We start from the raw sequence: 17707 nt of genomic DNA, 5'->3' as shown, positions 1-17707 counted from the left end.
TTGTGATGCGATCGGGTCTTCTGAACGGAAAAGCGAGCGCCGGTTGGACCGGCGCTCGCCTGAGATTGGATGGTGCGGGTTGCCTGATCAGGTCACCGGCGCCGGGTTGAAGAGGGTCAACGCATTGTGCAGCCCGAGCTTCTCCGCGCATGTTTCCTTGCGGCCGCTCGCGACATCGAGCATCAGGCGGAACAGTTCCCAGCCCACCTCCTCGATGCTGGACTGGCCAGTCGCGATCGTGCCGGCGTTGATGTCCATCAGATCATGCCAGCGACGCGCGAGGTCCGAACGCGTCGCCACCTTGATGACCGGCACTTCGGCGAGGCTGTACGGCGTGCCGCGGCCGGTCGTGAACACGTGCAGCGTGATGCCCGAAGCAACCTGCAGCGTGCCGCAGATGAAGTCGCTGGCCGGCGTCGCCGCGTAGATCAGGCCCTTCTGATTGACCTTTTCACCGGGCGACAGCACGCCGGAGATCGCCGAGTTGCCCGACTTGATGATCGAGCCCATCGCCTTTTCGACGATGTTCGACAGGCCGCCCTTCTTGTTGCCGGGCGTCGTGTTCGCGCTACGGTCCGCGCCGCCGCGCTTCAGATAATCGTCGTACCACTGCATCTCGCGGATGATCGCCGCCGCGACGTCCGCGTTGGCCGCGCGCGCGGTCAGCTGATCGACGCCGTCGCGCACTTCGGTGACTTCCGAGAACATCACGGTCGCGCCGGCGCGCACCAGCAGGTCGGTCGCGAAGCCGACGGCCGGGTTCGCGGTCAGTCCCGAGAACGCGTCGCTGCCGCCGCACTGCACGCCGACCACCAGATCCGACGCCGGACAGGTTTCGCGACGGCGGTTGTTCAGGCGCTTCAGATGCCCTTCGGCCATCCTCATGATCGACGTGATCATCGACTGGAAGCCGACGTGCGATTCGTCCTGCAGCACCACGACGTCGCCGTTCTGATCCAGCGCGACATCGCCGATGTCCGCGACGTCGTCGACCACCGCGGCCGCGGCGATCGGAATCGTGCCCGGCGGCATCAGACGCTCGGGCTGCAGCTTTTCGCAGCCGAGGCTCACCATCATCACTTCGCCGCCGAAGTTCGGGTTCAGCGCGATGTTGCGCACGGTGCGGATCGGCACCATCGCGTCGGGCGCGTCGATCGCGACGCCGCAGCCGTAGGTGTGGCCGAGGCTCACGACGTCGTCGACATTCGGATATTTCGGCAGCAGCTCGGCCTTGATGCGCGTGACCGCGTGTTGCACGACGTCGGCGACGCACTGCACGGTGGTCGTAATCGCGAGGATGTTGCGCGTGCCCACCGAGCCGTCCGAGTTACGGTAGCCCTCGAACGTGTAGCCTTCGAGCGCCGGCATGTCCGGCGCTTTGGTCGTGGCGATCGGCAGGTCCTCGAGTCCCGGCGGGCTCGGCATGCGGATCACGTGCTCGTTGATCCAGCTGCCCTTCGGCAGCGGCTTCAGCGCATAACCGATCACGACGTTATAGCGGATGACCTCGTCGCCTTCGGCGAGATCGGCCAGCGCGACCTTGTGGCCCTGCGGCACACGCTCGCGCAGCCTGAGCCCATCGGCAAATACCGCGCCCTCGCCCAAACCGCCGTCGTTGACGACGATCGCGACATTGTCATTGGGATGAACGCGGATGTAGAGCGGGGTTTGTTCCATTGATAAATCCTTAAGGCGCGTAGGCCTGCTTCGCCAGAAATCATACGTCATCCTACAACGCCAGCGTTTGCCCGGTGTTCCGTATTTACCCTATAGACAGCATTATGCCGTGAAAACCCCGTTGAGTTACGGGATTCGTTGTTGTACGATGACGTATAAGAAATCTGATTTCAAAGATTTTCTACTAGTACGACGTCCGTCGTACTAGTTGGATCCTACTAACGACCCCATCCGACGCCTGGATATTTACATCATGACGACACCGCAGGAACTCAAGCAGATCGTTTCGGAAGGCCTCCTGTCCTTCCCCGTCACCGACTTCGACGCTAAAGGCGATTTCCGCGCCAACACTTACGCTGAGCGCCTCGAATGGCTCGCTCCGTACGGCGCTTCGGCGCTGTTCGTCGCCGGCGGCACGGGCGAATTCTTCTCGCTGACGCAAGACGACTACACGCAAGTCGTCAAGACCGCGGTTGAAGTCTGCAAGGGCAAGGTACCGATCCTCGCCGGCGCAGGCGGCCCGACCCGCGTGGCGATCGCCTACGCGAAGGAAGCGCAGCGCCTCGGCGCGCACGGCATCCTGCTGATGCCGCACTACCTGACCGAAGCGAGCCAGGACGGTATCGCCGCACACGCCGAAGAGGTCTGCAAGGCCGTTCCGGGCATGGGCGTGATCATTTACAACCGCGCGAACTCGAAGCTCAACGCCGACATGCTCGAGCGTCTGGCCGACCGTTGCCCGAACCTGATCGGCTTCAAGGACGGCGTGGGCGAGATCGAAAACATGGTGACGATTCGCCGCCGCCTCGGCGACCGCTTCTCGTACCTCGGCGGCCTGCCGACCGCGGAAGTCTATGCTGCTGCGTACAAGGCGCTGGGCGTGCCGGTGTACTCGTCGGCGGTGTTCAACTTCATCCCGAAGACGGCGATGGAGTTCTACCGCGCGATCGCCGCCGACGACCACGCAACGACCGGCAAGCTGATCGACGAATTCTTCCTGCCGTACCTGAAGATCCGCAACCGCCGCGCAGGCTACGCGGTCAGCATCGTCAAGGCTGGCGCGAAGCTGGTCGGCCACGACGCAGGTCCGGTGCGCGCACCGCTGACCGATCTGACTCCGGAAGAACTCGAACAGCTCGACTCGCTGATCAAGAAGCTCGGACCGCAGTAAGGAACCGGCGTCGGGGCTTCGAGCGGAGAAGCTCGCGAGCCTCATCGACGAGGGCTGCATAGACGGCCCCGTTGCGAACGCCCGGCACGGCAACGTTGCCGGGCGTTCGTGCATTTGCGCGACAGGCAGGCGGTCTGCGGACCGCCCGGCGTAGAGACCACACCTCGCCCAACAATACAGGAGATGACCCATGGACTTGAGCCGCACGGCCAGTTCCACCGACGCCGCCTCTAGCGCGGCACGCACCAAGGTCCGCTACGGGATCCTGGCGCTGATCTTCGTGATCACCACCCTCAACTATGCCGACCGCGCGACGCTGTCCGTCACCGGTTCCGCGATGCGCACCGCGTTCAGCCTCGACGCGATCCGCATGGGCTATATCTTTTCCGCATTCAGCTGGGCCTACGTGCTGTCGCAACTGCCGGCCGGCTGGCTGCTCGACCGTTTCGGCGCGCGCCGCGTGTACGCGGCGAGCATCTTCTTGTGGTCGCTGTTCACGCTGCTGCAAAGCTCGGTCGGCCTGCTCGGCAGCGCCGGCGCGGCGATCACCGCGCTGTTCGCGCTGCGCTTCGTGATGGGCGCGGCCGAGTCGCCGGCGTTTCCGGCGAACGCAAAGGTGGTCGCGAGCTGGTTCCCGACCAACGAGCGCGGCACCGCGTCGGCGATCTTCAACGCCGCGCAATACTTCGCCGCGGTCGTGTTCACGCCGCTGATGGCGTGGCTCACGCATGCGTTCGGCTGGGAGACGGTCTACGTCGTGATGGGCGTGGCCGGGCTGCTGCTCGCGCTGACGTGGCTGAAGGTCATGAAGAATCCCGCCGATCACCCGGGCGTGTCGCGCGCCGAGCTCGAGTACATCGAGCAAGGCGGCGGCCTCGTCAGCGGTGCGCGCAAGACGGGTCCGGACGACGTGTCGAAGAGCGGCGGCTGGACGCTCGTGCGTCAGTTGCTCGGCAACCGCATGCTGCTCGGCGTCTATCTCGCGCAGTACTGCATCAACGTGCTGACCTACTTCTTCCTGACGTGGTTTCCGATCTACCTCGTGCAGGCGCGTGGGATGACGATTCTGAAGGCGGGCCTCGTGGCCTCGCTGCCGGCGATCTGCGGCTTTCTCGGCGGCGTGCTCGGCGGCGTGTTGTCGGACGGGTTGATCCGCCGCGGCTGGTCGCTGACCGTCGCGCGCAAGGTGCCGATCGTCGGCGGCATGCTGCTGTCGACCTGCATCATCGGCTGCAACTACGTGTCGACCGACTGGATCGTCGTCGCGCTGATGTCGCTCGCGTTCTTCGGCAAGGGCATCGGCGCGCTCGGCTGGGCGGTCGTCGCCGATACGGCGCCGAAGGAAGCGCTCGGTCTGTCCGGCGCGATCTTCAACATGTTCGGCAACATCGCCGGCATCGTGACACCGATCGTGATCGGTTATCTGGTCGCGCGTTCGGGCTCGTTCAATGGCGCGCTGGTGTTCGTCGGCGCGAACGCCCTGATGACGGTGATCAGCTATCTGGTGATCGTCAAGGACATCCGGCGAGTCGAGTTGCGCTCAGCGTGAGCCCGCTATAGGCTCAGTTTTCGTTACGGTTATCGTACTTCCGGCCGGCGGACGCCCGGCGCCTTACGCGAGCCGTGCGCACCGAGGCGCCAAAGTTCAGGCATCCGCCGATACATGTGACAATCGCGCCGAATTCGATCCGGCGCTTATATAATCAGTCGTCAGACGACGATATAATAAAAATGCAGGATTCCCAGCGATCTTCCAAACAAGGAGCGTTTTCGATGGCTACACCACTAGCATCCGCGGCACCGCCACGACGCGCTCGCAATCTTGCCGAGTTCGTCGTCAATTACGTCACCGAGCAGATCGCGGCCAACGTGCTGAAGCCGGGCGACAAACTCCCGACCGAATCGCAGCTGATGAACACGCTCAGCGTGAGCCGCACGGTGATCCGCGAGGCGATCTCCCGCCTGCAGGCAGGCAAAATCATCGAGACGCGGCACGGTATCGGCAGCTTCGTGCTCGAGCCGCAGCGCGAAAAGCTCGGCATCGACATGGTGCCCGCCACCACGCTGCGCGACGTGCTGTCCATTCTGGAGCTGCGCATCAGCCTCGAAACCGAATGCGCCGGTCTTGCCGCGCAACGCGCGAAACCGGACGACCTCGCGCACATGCGTACCGCGCTCGACGCGATCGAAGCCACGCGTCACAACGGGCTCGACAGCGTGGAGGCCGATCTGCAATTCCACATCTCGGTCGCGCGTGCAACCGGCAACCGCTATTTCGTCGACATCCTGTCGCAGATGGGCAGCGCGCTGATTCCGCGCAACCGGCTCGACTCGGCCGGCATTGCGCGCGCCGATCCTGATGCGTATCTGTCGCTCGTGAACCTCGAGCACGAAAGCATCCTCGAAGCGATCAGCCGGCACGACGCCGAAGGCGCGCGGGCGGCGATGCGCATGCATCTGTCGAATAGCCGCGAGCGGCTGCGTCGCGCGAATGAAGCGAACGACTCGAACAGCTGATTTGCGCGAAGAAGCACGCGGGCGAAAAAAATGGCCGGGGAATTCCCGGCCATTTTTTTTTGTGATTGCAACCGCCCTTTCCTTCGATGCGCGCCCATGCCCATATCGGCACGACGCGCGCATCCCTTCAGGACGGCGTCACGCGATCAACCGCGCGTGAGTTCGCCATCGCGACGACGCCACAGTTCCAGCGGATTGCCGTCGGCCAGCGTTTGCGGCAGCAGCTCGGCCGGGAAGTCCTGGTAGCAGACCGGGCGCAGGAAGCGGTCGATCGACGTGGTGCCGACCGAGGTCGCGCGGCTGTCCGAGGTTGCCGGGAACGGGCCGCCGTGGACCATCGCGTGACACACTTCGACGCCGGTCGGGAAGCCGTTGACCAGAATGCGGCCGGCCTTGCGCTCGAGAATCGGCACCAGCTTCTTCGCAGCCGCCACGTCGGCGTTGTCCATCTGCAGCGTCGCGGTCAGTTGGCCGGCGAAGTGCTCGGCGACCTTCAGCATTTCCTGCTCGTCCTTGCAGCGGATGATCGTCGACACCGGGCCGAACACTTCGTCTTCGAGCGCCGGGTTCGCGAGGAACGTCTGCGCGTCGGTCACGAACAGCGTCGCGCAGGCCTGGGTCGGGCCGGTCGCGGGGACGCCGCGTGCCACGACTTCGACGCCCTTCGTTGCGGCCAGCTTGCCCTCGCCGTCTTCATACGCGGCGTGGATGCCCGAAGTCAGCATGGTCTGCGCCGGCTTGGCAGCGAGCGCTTCCGATGCCGTCGCGACGAAGCCCTTCAGCGCGTCGCTGTCGATCGCGATCGCGAGGCCCGGGTTCGTGCAGAACTGGCCCGCGCCGAGCACGAGCGAGTCGACGAAACCGCGCGCGATGCTGTCGCCGCGTGCGGTCAGAGCGTTCGGCAGCAGGAACACCGGGTTGATGCTGCTCATTTCGGCGTAGACGGGGATCGGCTCCGGCCGTGCCGCCGCGACGCGCATCAGCGACGTGCCGCCCGCGCGCGAACCGGTGAAACCGACCGCCTTGATGGCCGGGTGCGCAACCAGCGCCTCGCCGACCGAGTTGCCCGCGCCGACGATCATCGAAAACACGCCTTCGGGCAGATCCATTTCCTGCGCGACGCGCTGGATCACACGACCGACCAGCTCCGAGGTGCCGAGGTGCGCGCGGTGCGCCTTCACGACGACCGGGCAGCCGGCAGCGAGGGCCGCGGCGGTGTCGCCACCCGCGACCGAGAACGCGAGCGGGAAGTTGCTCGCGCCGAACACGGCGACCGGGCCGAGCGCGATCTTCTGCATGCGCAGATCCGAGCGCGGCAGCGGCTTGCGTTCCGGCAGCGGCGAATCGAGCGTCGCGTTGAGCCACTGGCCCGCGCGCACGGTTTGCGCGAACAGCTTCAGCTGACCGGTGGTGCGGCCGCGCTCGCCTTCCAGACGCGCTTTCGGCAGGCCCGATTCAGCCATCGCGCGTTCGATCAGTTCGTCGCCGAGCGCGGTGATGCCGTCCGCGATACGATCCAGAAACTCGGCGCGCACTGCGAGCGGCAGCTGGCGGTACGCGTCGAACGCCTGTTGCGCGAGCACGCAGGCCTGCTCGACGTTCTCGACGGTGCCGCTGCCGAACACCGGCTCGGCAATCTCGGAACCCGTGGCAGGATTGAACGCGCGCAGCGGTTTTTCTTCGCCGCGCACTGCTTTGCGACCGATCAGCATTTCACCGGTAATAGGCATTTTTTGGCTTTCCTTGAATGAAGGCTTCAGATATAGGTCATCCTACAACATTCCGGGGGCTCCATGCAACCCGAAACGCTTGTCGGACGGGGTCGTTCGGGTATACACGACCGTTACAACGGACGGGCTCAGTGCTAACCTGCCGTTAGTCATACGACGACTTATAACCTCGCGTTCTGCGCGATTTTACTGCGGTCGTCGAAGCGCTATTCCCGATCCATCGTCGTTCGAGGAGACCCCGCATGCCCGCCGTCACGCCTTACGAATCCTTGCCGAACCGCTTCCGGCGCGCGGTGCGCGAGGGAAAAACCCAGATCGGCTGTTGGGCATCGCTTGCCAGTCCGATCGCCACTGAACTGCTGGGCACGGTCGGCTTCGACTGGATGCTGCTGGACGCCGAACACGCGCCCAACGACGTGCTCACGCTGATCCCCCAACTGATGGCGCTCAAGGACAGCGGCAGTGCGCCGGTCGTCCGACCACCGGCTAACGACAGCGTCGTGATCAAACGATTCCTCGACAGCGGCTTCTCGAACTTCCTCGTGCCGTTCGTCGACAGCGCCGAGGACGCCGCCCGTGCGGTCGCCGCAACGCGCTATCCGCCGCAGGGCATCCGCGGCGTGTCGGTCGGCCATCGCGGCAACCGCTATGGCACCGTGTCCGACTACTTCGCGCTCGCCAACGACAACATCTGCGTGATCCCGCAGATCGAAAGCCGCAAGGCGGTCGAGGCGATCGACAGCATCCTCGCGGTGGACGGCATCGACGCGGTTTTCATCGGTCCGTCCGACCTCGCGGCATCGTATGGCCACCTCGGCAACGCGAGCCATCCGGACGTGCAGCAGGCGATCGCGCATGTGTTCGAGCGCGCGCAGGCGGCCGGCAAGTCGAGCGGCATTCTCGCGCCGGTGCAGGCCGACGCGGAACGTTATCTGTCGATGGGCGCGCGCGTCGTCGCCGTCTGCGCGGATCTCGGGCTGCTCAAGGGCGCCGCTCAGGCGGCGCAGAAACACTTCATGCAGAAACCGGCGGGCGAAGCTTGAACGCGGCCGCCACGACATCTTCGGAGCATTCCATGAAAAAAGCAGGCTTTATCGGACTCGGCATCATGGGCAAGCCCATGGCCGCCAACCTTCTGACAAACGGCGTGTCGCTCGCCGCGTTCACGCGTAGCGGCGTGCCCGCCGAACTGACGCAGGCCGGCGCCGTCGCATGCGACAACCCCGCCGCGGTCGCCGCCAACGCGGACGTGATCTTCATCATGGTGCCGGACACGCCGGACGTCGAGCGCGTGCTGTTCGGCGAAAACGGCCTCGCGAGCGCGCTGCGCGCCGGCCAGACCGTCGTCGACATGAGCTCGATCTCGCCGATGGCGACCCGCGACTTCGCGGCGCGCGTGCGCGAAACCGGCGCCGACTACCTCGACGCACCGGTGTCGGGCGGCGAAGTCGGCGCGAAGGCCGGCTCGCTGACCATCATGGTCGGCGGCGAACAGGCCACGTTCGACAGCGTCAAGCCCATGTTCGACATGATGGGCAAGAACGTCACTCTGATCGGTGCGGTCGGCGCCGGTCAGGTGTGCAAGGTCGCCAATCAGGTGATCGTCGCGGCGACCATCGAGGCGGTCGGCGAAGCGCTGCTGCTCGCGTCGAAGGCGGGTGTCGATCCGGCGCGCGTGCGTGAGGCGCTGATGGGCGGCTTCGCGTCGTCGCGCATTCTCGAAGTGCACGGCGAGCGTATGACCAAGCGCACGTTCGATCCGGGCTTCCGCATCGAGCTGCACCAGAAGGATCTGAACCTCGCGCTGTCGACCGCGCAGGCGCTCGGCGTGTCGCTGCCGAACACCGCCACCTGCCAGGCGCTGTTCAACGCGTGCGTCGCGCACGGCGGCAAGGCGTGGGACCACTCGGCGATGGTGCGCGCGCTCGAAGTGCTCGCGAATCACGAGATTGGGCAGAAGACTGCGTGATTTGAGGTAGGTTCGAACATAGTTGCGATCGGGTTGTCCGTCGGTGTTCATGTGACCGATGGGCGGCTCGATTGCACTCGGCATTTCTGGGCGTCGTGCGTAGTTCGCGCATGATGCCCTTTCCCTCTTCCGGCCGTAGAGTTCTTTCGCCGCCTAACGCGACACGTTCGTATCGTGCTTAGCGATGGCGACTCCCCGCCCCGTGTCTCCTCGGATTGCCGTCTGCTCCCGTGCGTTAAGCCGCGTGGCTAGTGCATGACTACGAGCGATATGCAGTCAATGACTCGCAGCTCATCGGATTAATGGGACACAAGAATCATCCATCGCCCATTTCCTGTGCCTTTGGTCGACTGCTACGTTGGCGGCCTCAATCACAGAGGGATACCGAATGTCGGGCGAACAAGATGGAGACGGCGTGCGTGTCGTGGTGAGTGCGCCGCAACTAGCGGCGGTGCTGACCCGTCAATCGATCAGCCACAGCGAAATGATTTCCAACCGGTTATGGGGCGGATTGCAACTTGTCGGCGGTTTGCTGGAAATGGTCGGGGCCGGCGCGCTGTGTGTGATGCCTGAACCGACCATGGCGAGCAAGGCTGGATGCGTTGTGTTCGGCGTACATGGCTCGGACACGGCGGCCGCTGGCTTGCGTCAGATCTGGACGGCGCGAGATACGGCGACGCTGACCCAACAGGGCACGACGAAACTCGCGCAAGCGATGAAGGCCAGCCCCGATATGGCGAACAATATCGGTCTGTGGCTCGATATGGTCGTGCCGTTTGGCTTTGCTAGTTCGATCAAGGCTATACGGGCTTCGCGTATCGCGATGGGCCGGATCAGTCTGGACATGCACGAAGCGAAGGCAGGGAGCGGGATTGGCGGACACACGCTCTTGAAGCATGTCGGACGGACCGAAGCGCAGTTGCGAGAAAGACTCAAACTCGAGCCGCGTCGAGAGAAGGTTTCGTCGTTCACGAACCTCGAGCGGGCCGAATCAGCCATCTCAGAAGTCATGCGTGCCAATGCGACCATCATTCGGGAATGGGCGCAGTCTTCGGGCAGAGGCGGCCCTCTCGCTTTGACGCGGCGCGTGGCGGGTAACGTCGGCTATGGCATAACGAGGGAGACAGGGAAACTGACGCCCATGAATGAGGTTGTAGTCGTTCTGAAATATCAAACCTACAACGGAATGCCATACTATATTGTTACTGCTTACATTAAATAGAGAGAATTTATGCTGTCAACTCGCTACCCCAAAATGTATCAGCTGTTTGGCGCATACCTGAATGAGGATTTCGATATATGGGGAGATACGATTCCCGAAATCATCGCTTGCTACAAGAGAGACTGCCCACGCGAGAGCCACCTCGAGATGGTTCACGAAATCAATTCATTCATGAGCGAGCACCGGGAGGATCTGGATTCGGCGTTCAGAAACGACTATGGCCAAGATTTTTCTCCGGAGTTATGGGGCTACACGACTGCCTCATTTCTTGACGAATTAAAAAGGCTTCTCAGCGAGTAATTTGTCGCGATGCTCGCGCCACCGCTCTGCATCCGGTCAACCGCCTCAGATCCCTCAAATGATGAACGAAGAGTCATATCCTCAGTTCCACGCCCTGTTTGGTGGATATCTGAACCAGGGTAGCGATCTGTTAGGCGACAAAAATCTTACGAAGACTATGGATTTAATTTTTATCGGAAATTGTGGGGATACATAACCGCATTGTTCTTTGACGAATTAAAACGTCCGCTGGGCGATTAATCTGTTTGCGCGTGTAACGCTCGGGGCGCAAGACTGCAATCTCGCAATCGGCCGCAAACCTGACGAAAGAAACGGCACCTACTCTTGCGCGCCGCTTCTTTCGCCGGATCGGCCCACACGAGCCGAGCGTACTTTCGCCTTACTTCGCCGTCACCGCGTCCGGCGCGACCCACATCGGCTCCGGCATCTTCTCCGAACTCCTGGCCAACAGACACACCACGACCGCGGCAATCAGATCAAACACTGCCAGCACGACGAACAGCGGTCTATACCCGATCTGCGTGACGAGCACACCGAACAGCGCAGTGAACGCGGCAGCGCCCAGATACCCTGCCATGCCGTCCATGCCCGTCGCGGTCGCGACTTCGTACTTGCCGAACATGTCCGACGTGATCGCATATAGCGCGCCCGACAGCGTCTGGTGCGCGAAGCCACCGACGCACAGCAGCGCCACCGCCATGTACGGGCTCTCGACGAGACCGACGCAAGCCGGCCCGATCATGAACAACGCACCGACCACGAACACCATCTTGCGCGACGTGAACAGCGACACTTTCGCGATCTCCTCGTGATGCATTGCCCGTCGAACTGCCCGGGACTTATTCCTTGCGCGAGTAGTCGATGCCGACGAAGCTGCCGCCCTGAAAGCGCTGGCCCAGTTCATCGAGCGGATTCGGGCGCGACAGGATGTCTTGAGCGTAGTCCTCGACGTTCTGCTTCGGCTCGTAGCCCAGACGCGCGGCGCCGACGCTGTTGTCCCACCAGCTGCGCGTATTGGCCGACACGCCCCAGATGGTCAGGAAGCCGACCTCTTCCGCTTCGATGCAGCGATCGAGGAAATGCATCAGGTCCTGATGGCCGAACCAGGTGCTCAGGTGACGCTGCTCGGTCGGACGCTCGAGGCAGCTGCCGATGCGCACGCACACGCTTTCGATGCCGTGCTTGTCCCAGTACATGCGCGCTAGCGCTTCGCCCCACACCTTCGACAGACCGTAAAAGCCATCCGGGCGCAGTTCGCAGTCGAGGCTCAGATGCTCGGTGACCGGATACATGCCGATCGCGTGGTTCGAGCTCGCGAACACGATGCGCTTCACGCCGTTGCGGCGCGCGCCTTCGTAGACTTCGACGAGGCCGCGCAGGTTGTTCTCGATGATCTCGGGCAGCGGACGCTCGACGCTCGTGCCGGCGAAATGGATCAGCACGTCCACGCCGTTGAGCAGACGGTCGACAACCGCCGGATCGCGCAGGTCGCCGTTCATCACGTCTTCGCCGTCGACGAGCGGCGTCAGCACTTTCGAGCCAGCGGCCGAGCGCAACGGCACGCCGCGCGCGACGAATTCAGCACGTACCACGGAGCCGAGCTGGCCGCCGGCGCCACTCAGGGCAATCTTCTTCATAGGGGTTCCTTTAACTGCGCCGCGCGCGAGGTCTACAGAGAACAGACAGAGGGATCGAGCGGCCCGCGGATCGCGCTGTGCGCGTCGCATAACACACCCAGGTTGTACGATAACGTACTATCGATGATGAACCGGCGGATTTCAACTCCGCATTTACCCTTAAATTGCATATGAGGCGTTTGGTAGCCTCTTAAAAAACAAAGACATACGGATATCGCCTTCATGCGACATCGTATGACCTTGAGGGGTTTTTTGTTCGAGAAGTGAATCGCCTGACGCCCGCGGTCGCCCGGCATTCGGCGCGGGCGGCCTCTGTACGCCGCCCGCGCAGTCAGCAAATCACCTGATTACGCGTTTCTGATCGCTCAAGCGCCGATGAATTCGAGCAGGTCGGCATTGACCTTGTCGGCCTCCACGGTGCACATGCCGTGCTGGCCGCCCGCATAGACCTTCAGCGTCGCGTTCCTGACGATCTCCGCGGTGCGTCGGCCGGCTGCGTCGATCGGCACGATCTGGTCGTCGTCGCCGTGCAGCACCAGGGTCGGTACGTCGATCTTCTTCAGATCTTCGGTGTAGTCGACCTCGGAGAACTGCTTGATGCAGTCGTATAGCCCCTTGATCGAGCCGGCCATGCCCTGGCGCCAGAACGAATCGATCACGCCCTGTGACACCTTCGCGCCCTCGCGGTTATAGCCATAGAACGGCACGGCCAGATCTTTGAAGAACTGCGAGCGATCGTCGAGGACGCCCTTGCGGATGCCGTCGAACACGTCGATCGGCAGGCCGAGCGGATTATCGGCGGTCTTCAGCATCAGCGGCGGCACCGCGCCGATCAGCACGGCCTTCGCGACACGCCCCGTGCCGTGTCGGCCGATGTAATGCGCGACTTCGCCGCCGCCCGTCGAATGGCCGACCAGCGTCGCGTCCTGCAAGTCGAGATGTTCGATCAGTGCGGCAAGGTCGTCGGCGTAGGTGTCCATCTCGTTGCCGTCCCACGGCTGCTCCGAGCGTCCGTGGCCGCGCCGGTCATGCGCGATCACGCGAAAGCCCTTGCTGCCGAGAAACAGCATCTGCGCATCCCACGCATCGGCGGTCAGCGGCCAGCCGTGCGAAAACACGACCGGGCGACCCTTGCCCCAGTCCTTATAGAAAATCGAAGTACCGTCTTTCGTCCTGATCGTGCTCATCTGCTAACTCCTTGTCGTTGAAGTTTGCCGTCGCCGGCAGGTGGATGAAGCGGAAGCTGCTCACGAAGCATGCGCGCGACGCATGACAGAACGCCGTGCGAATACGGCAATGAATCACAGAACTACGGAAACGGCCGAATCGTAGAGATAAAAAAATCGGCTGACTAGCGCGCGAACCGACGAAGTCGGTTTGGATGTATCGATTGTCGGCTGACGACGGGCACCGCTGGCGACCTTGCCGCGCAAGGCTGCGCGACAAGCATTGCTGCAGCGCGGTCGATTGACGCAGCACATGCAACGACGCACACGCGGCCCTGCCTCGGCCGCTAAAGGAAACTTGAGACTCATCAACGGCTTGCCTCATCGACTCGTGCATTTCGCAGAAAACAAGGCGGTTTTTTGACGCACACCGCATTGCAACACATTTTGTTTCGATCCCCTACTCTTGCGCCATCTGCCAAGCGCAGTGCGCACCGACATCGGTCGACGCGCGTAATTCAGCTCACGCGGCAATCACGCACAACAGGATCATGAACTCGGCACTATCGGCATTCGATCTCGCGCGCATTCAATTCGCGTTCACGGTTTCTTTTCACATCGTTTTCCCCGCGCTCAGCATCGGTCTCGCCAGCTTCATTGCCGTTCTCGAATGGCGTTGGCTGAGAACCGGCAAGGCCTACTACAAAGATCTTTGTCTGTTCTGGTCGAAGATCTTCGCAGTGGCCTTCGGCATGGGCGTCGTCTCCGGTGTCGTGATGGCCTATCAGTTCGGCACCAACTGGTCCGGCTTCTCGAGTTTCGCCGGGCCCATCACCGGTCCGTTGCTGATGTACGAGGTGATGACCGCATTCTTTCTCGAAGCGGGCTTCCTCGGCATCATGCTGTTCGGCTGGCAGCGCGTGAGTCCGCGCGCGCACTTCGGCGCGACGCTGATGGTCGCGATCGGCACGCTGATCTCGACCTTCTGGATCCTCGCGTCCAATAGCTGGATGCAGACGCCGCAGGGTTTCGAGGTCGTCGACGGCCATGTCGTGCCGCTCGACTGGTTCAAGATCATCTTCAATCCGTCGTTCCCGTATCGGCTCGCGCATATGGCGCTGGCGGCGTTCATCGTCGCGGGGCTGGTGGTCGCGGCGGTCGGCGCGTGGCATCTGCTGCGCGGCCGACGCGATCCCGCCGTCAAGAAGATGTTCTCGATGGCGCTGTGGCTGCTGCTGATTCTGACGCCGATCAAGGCATTCATCGGCGATCAGCACGGCCTGAACACGCGCGAATATCAGCCGGCGAAGATCGCGGCGATCGAAGGCATCTGGGACACCGAAAAAGGCGGCACCGCGCTGAACCTGTTCGGCATCCCCGACATGAAGGCCGAAACCACGCACTACGCGGTGTCGATCCCGCACCTGGGCAGCCTGATCCTCACGCATAGCTGGGACGGCGAAATCCGCGGGCTGAAGGAATTCCCGCCAGAGGACCGGCCGGATTCGGCCGTGGTGTTCTGGAGCTTCCGCATCATGGCCGGCCTCGGCGTGCTGATGATCGCAATGTCGATCGCGGCCTGGGTGCTGCATCGCCGTGGACGTCTGTTCGAAGCGAAGTGGTTCCAGCGGCTGTGCGTCGCAATGGGCCCGAGCGGCTTCATCACGCTGCTGGCCGGCTGGGTCACCACCGAAGCGGGCCGTCAGCCGTGGGTCGTCTACGGCGTGATGCGCACGTCGCAGGCCGTGTCGCCGCTGACCACGCAGCAGGTCGGTCTGTCGCTGATGACCTTCGTGGTCGTCTACTTCCTCGTGTTCGGCACCGGCATCTACTACATGCTGAAGCTGATGCGCTCGGGTCTCGCGCTGCCTGGCGGCAAGCCGCACGACACACCGCAGCCGACGCCCGCGCAGACCGCGCGCCGCCCGCTGTCCGCCGCCGATCAGATGATCGACGTCGTCTAACCCACGCTACGAGAGAAAGAATATGGACGTAACCGTCGTTTGGGCCGCGATCATCGCGTTGGGCCTTTTCATGTACGTCGTGCTGGACGGCTTCGACCTCGGCATCGGCATCGTCTTTCCGTTCTTCCCCGACGAGAAAGAGCGCGACCTGATGATGAACACGGTCGCGCCAGTGTGGGACGGCAACGAAACCTGGCTCGTGCTCGGCGGCGCCGCGCTGTTCGCGGTGTTTCCGGTCGTCTACTCGACCGTGCTGTCGGCGCTCTATCTGCCGCTCGTGTTCATGCTCGTATGCCTGATCTTTCGCGGCGTGTCGTTCGAGATCCGCGCGAAGTCGCGTCGCACGAGGCACCTGTGGGACCTCGCGTTCATCGGCGGCTCGGCGGGCGCGACGTTTTTCCAGGGCATCGTGCTCGGCGCTTTCCTGCAAGGCATTCCGGTCGTCGATGGCGCGTATGCCGGCGACGCGTTCGGCTGGCTCACGCCGTTCAGCCTGCTGACGGGCCTCGGGCTCGTCGCGACTTACGCGCTGCTCGGCTGCTGCTGGCTCGTCGCGAAGACCGAAGGCGACCTGCAGCGCCGGCTGCATCGCGTGGTCTGGCCGCTGACGCTGGTGCTGCTCGGCTTCATCGCGATCGTGAGCCTGTGGACGCCGCTGATGGATGCGGGCATCGCGCAACGCTGGTTCCATGACGGGATCTTCTATCGTCTGCTGCCGGTGCCGTTCCTCGTCGCGATCTGCGCGTTCTTCATGCATCGCGCGGTGCGCGCGCGCCACCACAACACGCCGTTCGTGCTCGCGCTGGCGCTCGTGCTTCTCGGCTATCTCGGGCTGCTGGTGAGCCTGTGGCCGTACGCGATTCCGTCGAGCATCACGCTATGGGAAGCCGCCGCGCCACGCACGAGCCAGACGTTCACGCTGGCCGGCGCGGCGGTGATCCTGCCGATCATCGTCGCCTATACGACGATGGGTTACTGGGTCTTTCGAGGCAAGGTGCGTCATGGCGACCAACATCACTATCACTGAAAAGCGGGGTGTCCGCGCGTCGACTCCCGCTGCCAATGCCAATGCGGCAGCGCCCGGCCGCAAGCTGCCGGGCTGGCTCTGGTTCATCGCGCTCTGGTGCTTCGGCGTGGCCGCGGCGATGTCGCTCGGTTTCGCCTTCAAGCTTCTGATGAAAGCGACGCTATTCGCGGTCGGATAGCGGCGCGCGAACCCGTGTCGATCCGGCGGGCATAACCTGCCGGATCGCGCGCCAGCGCTTCAAAAAAGCTTCGCACGGCTCGTCTACGTAGCAAGCCGGAACCTATGCGCGGGAGACCTGCCTTAACATCACGAAGCGCATCGAACGATGCCGGCAGCCGGCCACGCGCGTCGCAGCCCAGCCGAGCGGCGCGCGGCACGGCAAGGGAGCGGGACCCTGGCGAGTTGGAACGTGCCGGGGTCCGTGGGATCGACCAAGAAGCGGGGAAAACCGGCCATGATGTGTGTCATGAGTACCGCAGTTAATTGCGCTGCAAGTGCGCAGCCCGCCAGGGCGGAATGTGCATCGGCGGTAGCCCTCAACGGACTGGCTCGACTCGCGGAGACATCATGAAGTTTCTTGTAGCCGACGACCATGAACTGATCCGGCAAGGCGTCAAAGGCATGCTGCGCGGCTTCGATCCCGACGCCCAGTTCGACGAAGCCGACAGCTGGGAAACCCTTGCGACCGCCGCGCGCCCCGACGCCAATCACGATCTGGCGATCGTCGATCTGCATATGCCGGGCATGAGCGGCGCGACGTCGCTCGAATCGCTGCTGAAGGCGAATCCGGCGCTGCCGGTGGTGGTGCTGTCCGCGGAGGAATCGCCCGACGAGATGCGCGCGGTGCTCGCGGCCGGCGCGCTCGGTTTCGTGCCGAAGCGCCAGCCCGCCAGCGTGATGCTGAAGGCCATCGAACTGGTGCTTTCCGGCGGCGCTTATGTGCCGATGGAAGCGCTGAGTCTGCTCGGCACGCGCGAAACCCAAGCGGCCGGCTGCGCGGGGGCCGAAGCGGATGCATCGGCAGGTATGCCGCCCCCGAGCGTCGCCGCGCAGACCGAACCGCTCAGGTCGGCGCCGTCGCTGCAGCCGCACCAGCAGCATCTGCTGGAGAACCTGTCACCGCGTCAGCAGGACATCATGCGGCTCGTGCATCGCGGCTGGACCAACAAGATGATCGCGCGCGATCTCGGCGTCGCCGAGGGGACCGTGAAGGTGCATCTGTCGGTAATTTTTCGCGCGCTCGGCGTGCATAACCGCTCGACGGCGATCGCGGTAATCAATGGATGGCTGGAGGCGGGGAAAACGCTATAGCGCTGCGCCGCAGCGT

The 17707-nt window shown here is 63.4% G+C and carries 15 protein-coding genes and 1 pseudogene; 11 read left to right on the top strand and 5 right to left on the bottom strand.

All coding sequences use genetic code 11. From position 1 onward, the window contains the following. Positions 1-87: 87 nt before the first annotated feature. Positions 88-1677, bottom strand: coding sequence for a galactarate dehydratase (gene garD / locus AB3X89_RS23020; protein ID WP_368585320.1), 1590 nt, complete (start codon positions 1675-1677; stop codon positions 88-90). Positions 1678-1930: 253 nt separating this feature from the next. Between garD and kdgD the strand changes: the two genes are divergently transcribed. The 3 genes from kdgD to AB3X89_RS23005 all read left to right on the top strand — a co-directional run bounded on the left by kdgD (position 1931) and on the right by AB3X89_RS23005 (position 5365). Continuing rightward, positions 1931-2848, top strand: a complete 918-nt coding sequence (gene kdgD, locus AB3X89_RS23015; protein WP_368585319.1) for a 5-dehydro-4-deoxyglucarate dehydratase — start codon at positions 1931-1933, stop codon at positions 2846-2848. Positions 2849-3038: 190 nt separating this feature from the next. Then, a complete protein-coding gene (locus AB3X89_RS23010) occupies positions 3039-4397 on the top strand; it encodes an MFS transporter (RefSeq protein ID WP_368585318.1) in 1359 nt (452 codons plus the stop codon). Between the two features lie 224 nt (positions 4398-4621). Further along, entirely contained in the window at positions 4622-5365 is a 744-nt protein-coding gene (locus AB3X89_RS23005; protein WP_368585317.1) for a FadR/GntR family transcriptional regulator, read from the top strand. Positions 5366-5511: 146 nt separating this feature from the next. Here AB3X89_RS23005 and AB3X89_RS23000 read toward each other — a convergent pair whose 3' ends face one another. Next, positions 5512-7095: an aldehyde dehydrogenase (NADP(+)) gene (locus tag AB3X89_RS23000; protein ID WP_368585316.1), complete on the bottom strand. Its 1584-nt coding sequence runs from the start codon at positions 7093-7095 to the stop codon at positions 5512-5514. A 242-nt stretch (positions 7096-7337) separates the two neighbouring features. Between AB3X89_RS23000 and garL the strand changes: the two genes are divergently transcribed. The 4 genes from garL (at position 7338) to AB3X89_RS22980 (ending at position 10586) form a co-directional block, all read left to right on the top strand. After that, positions 7338-8138, top strand: a complete 801-nt coding sequence (garL, locus tag AB3X89_RS22995; protein WP_368585315.1) for a 2-dehydro-3-deoxyglucarate aldolase — start codon at positions 7338-7340, stop codon at positions 8136-8138. After that, entirely contained in the window at positions 8135-9064 is a 930-nt protein-coding gene (locus AB3X89_RS22990; protein WP_368585314.1) for a 2-hydroxy-3-oxopropionate reductase, read from the top strand. Before garL ends, AB3X89_RS22990 begins: the two co-directional genes overlap by 4 nt. A 388-nt stretch (positions 9065-9452) precedes the next feature. Beyond that, the gene (locus AB3X89_RS22985; protein ID WP_368585313.1) at positions 9453-10286 is read left to right on the top strand and encodes an RNase A-like domain-containing protein; all 834 of its coding nucleotides are present in this window, start codon (positions 9453-9455) and stop codon (positions 10284-10286) included. Positions 10287-10295: 9 nt separating this feature from the next. Beyond that, positions 10296-10586, top strand: coding sequence for a contact-dependent growth inhibition system immunity protein (locus AB3X89_RS22980; protein ID WP_368585312.1), 291 nt, complete (start codon positions 10296-10298; stop codon positions 10584-10586). Between the two features lie 379 nt (positions 10587-10965). Here the strand turns inward: AB3X89_RS22980 and AB3X89_RS22975 are convergent. The 3 genes and pseudogenes from AB3X89_RS22975 to AB3X89_RS22965 form a co-directional block, all read right to left on the bottom strand. Beyond that, a pseudogene (locus AB3X89_RS22975) lies at positions 10966-11385 on the bottom strand (MFS transporter); the annotation flags it as partial. A 40-nt stretch (positions 11386-11425) separates the two neighbouring features. Next, positions 11426-12223, bottom strand: coding sequence for an NAD-dependent epimerase/dehydratase family protein (locus AB3X89_RS22970; RefSeq protein WP_368585311.1), 798 nt, complete (start codon positions 12221-12223; stop codon positions 11426-11428). A 365-nt stretch (positions 12224-12588) separates the two neighbouring features. Beyond that, positions 12589-13410, bottom strand: a complete 822-nt coding sequence (locus tag AB3X89_RS22965; RefSeq protein WP_368585310.1) for an alpha/beta fold hydrolase — start codon at positions 13408-13410, stop codon at positions 12589-12591. 530 nt (positions 13411-13940) lie between these two features. Here AB3X89_RS22965 and AB3X89_RS22960 point away from each other — a divergent pair. The 4 genes from AB3X89_RS22960 to AB3X89_RS22945 all read left to right on the top strand — a co-directional run bounded on the left by AB3X89_RS22960 (position 13941) and on the right by AB3X89_RS22945 (position 17691). Then, the gene (locus AB3X89_RS22960; RefSeq protein ID WP_368585309.1) at positions 13941-15353 is read left to right on the top strand and encodes a cytochrome ubiquinol oxidase subunit I; all 1413 of its coding nucleotides are present in this window, start codon (positions 13941-13943) and stop codon (positions 15351-15353) included. A 22-nt stretch (positions 15354-15375) separates the two neighbouring features. After that, complete coding sequence (cydB, locus tag AB3X89_RS22955; RefSeq protein ID WP_368585308.1) at positions 15376-16380, top strand: cytochrome d ubiquinol oxidase subunit II; 1005 nt, start codon at positions 15376-15378, stop codon at positions 16378-16380. Next, the gene (locus AB3X89_RS22950) at positions 16355-16558 is read left to right on the top strand and encodes a hypothetical protein (RefSeq protein WP_368585307.1); all 204 of its coding nucleotides are present in this window, start codon (positions 16355-16357) and stop codon (positions 16556-16558) included. The genes cydB and AB3X89_RS22950 overlap by 26 nt, the downstream gene beginning before the upstream one ends. Positions 16559-16947: 389 nt before the next feature. Continuing rightward, positions 16948-17691: a response regulator gene (locus AB3X89_RS22945; RefSeq protein ID WP_368585306.1), complete on the top strand. Its 744-nt coding sequence runs from the start codon at positions 16948-16950 to the stop codon at positions 17689-17691. Positions 17692-17707 lie beyond the last annotated feature (16 nt).

The sequence above is a fragment of the Paraburkholderia sp. BR14320 genome, assembly GCF_040948665.1.
GTDB classification, from domain to species: domain Bacteria; phylum Pseudomonadota; class Gammaproteobacteria; order Burkholderiales; family Burkholderiaceae; genus Paraburkholderia; species Paraburkholderia youngii.
Note: the sequence above shows the minus strand (reverse complement) of the source record. Positions and strands in the feature narration are given on the sequence as shown.

Excerpts from the sequence above, each read along its gene's own strand:
- AB3X89_RS22965 (WP_368585310.1), bottom strand. The coding sequence starts at position 13,410 with ATGAGCACGATCAGGACGAAAGACGGTACTTCGATTTTCTATAAGGAC.
- AB3X89_RS23010 (WP_368585318.1), top strand. The coding sequence starts at position 3,039 with ATGGACTTGAGCCGCACGGCCAGTTCCACCGACGCCGCCTCTAGCGCG.
- garL (WP_368585315.1), top strand. The coding sequence starts at position 7,338 with ATGCCCGCCGTCACGCCTTACGAATCCTTGCCGAACCGCTTCCGGCGC.
- cydB (WP_368585308.1), top strand. The coding sequence starts at position 15,376 with ATGGACGTAACCGTCGTTTGGGCCGCGATCATCGCGTTGGGCCTTTTC.
- kdgD (WP_368585319.1), top strand. The coding sequence starts at position 1,931 with ATGACGACACCGCAGGAACTCAAGCAGATCGTTTCGGAAGGCCTCCTG.
- AB3X89_RS23005 (WP_368585317.1), top strand. The coding sequence starts at position 4,622 with ATGGCTACACCACTAGCATCCGCGGCACCGCCACGACGCGCTCGCAAT.
- AB3X89_RS22970 (WP_368585311.1), bottom strand. The coding sequence starts at position 12,223 with ATGAAGAAGATTGCCCTGAGTGGCGCCGGCGGCCAGCTCGGCTCCGTG.
- AB3X89_RS22960 (WP_368585309.1), top strand. The coding sequence starts at position 13,941 with ATGAACTCGGCACTATCGGCATTCGATCTCGCGCGCATTCAATTCGCG.
- garD (WP_368585320.1), bottom strand. The coding sequence starts at position 1,677 with ATGGAACAAACCCCGCTCTACATCCGCGTTCATCCCAATGACAATGTC.
- AB3X89_RS23000 (WP_368585316.1), bottom strand. The coding sequence starts at position 7,095 with ATGCCTATTACCGGTGAAATGCTGATCGGTCGCAAAGCAGTGCGCGGC.
- AB3X89_RS22950 (WP_368585307.1), top strand. The coding sequence starts at position 16,355 with ATGGCGACCAACATCACTATCACTGAAAAGCGGGGTGTCCGCGCGTCG.
- AB3X89_RS22980 (WP_368585312.1), top strand. The coding sequence starts at position 10,296 with ATGCTGTCAACTCGCTACCCCAAAATGTATCAGCTGTTTGGCGCATAC.
- AB3X89_RS22945 (WP_368585306.1), top strand. The coding sequence starts at position 16,948 with ATGAAGTTTCTTGTAGCCGACGACCATGAACTGATCCGGCAAGGCGTC.
- AB3X89_RS22985 (WP_368585313.1), top strand. The coding sequence starts at position 9,453 with ATGTCGGGCGAACAAGATGGAGACGGCGTGCGTGTCGTGGTGAGTGCG.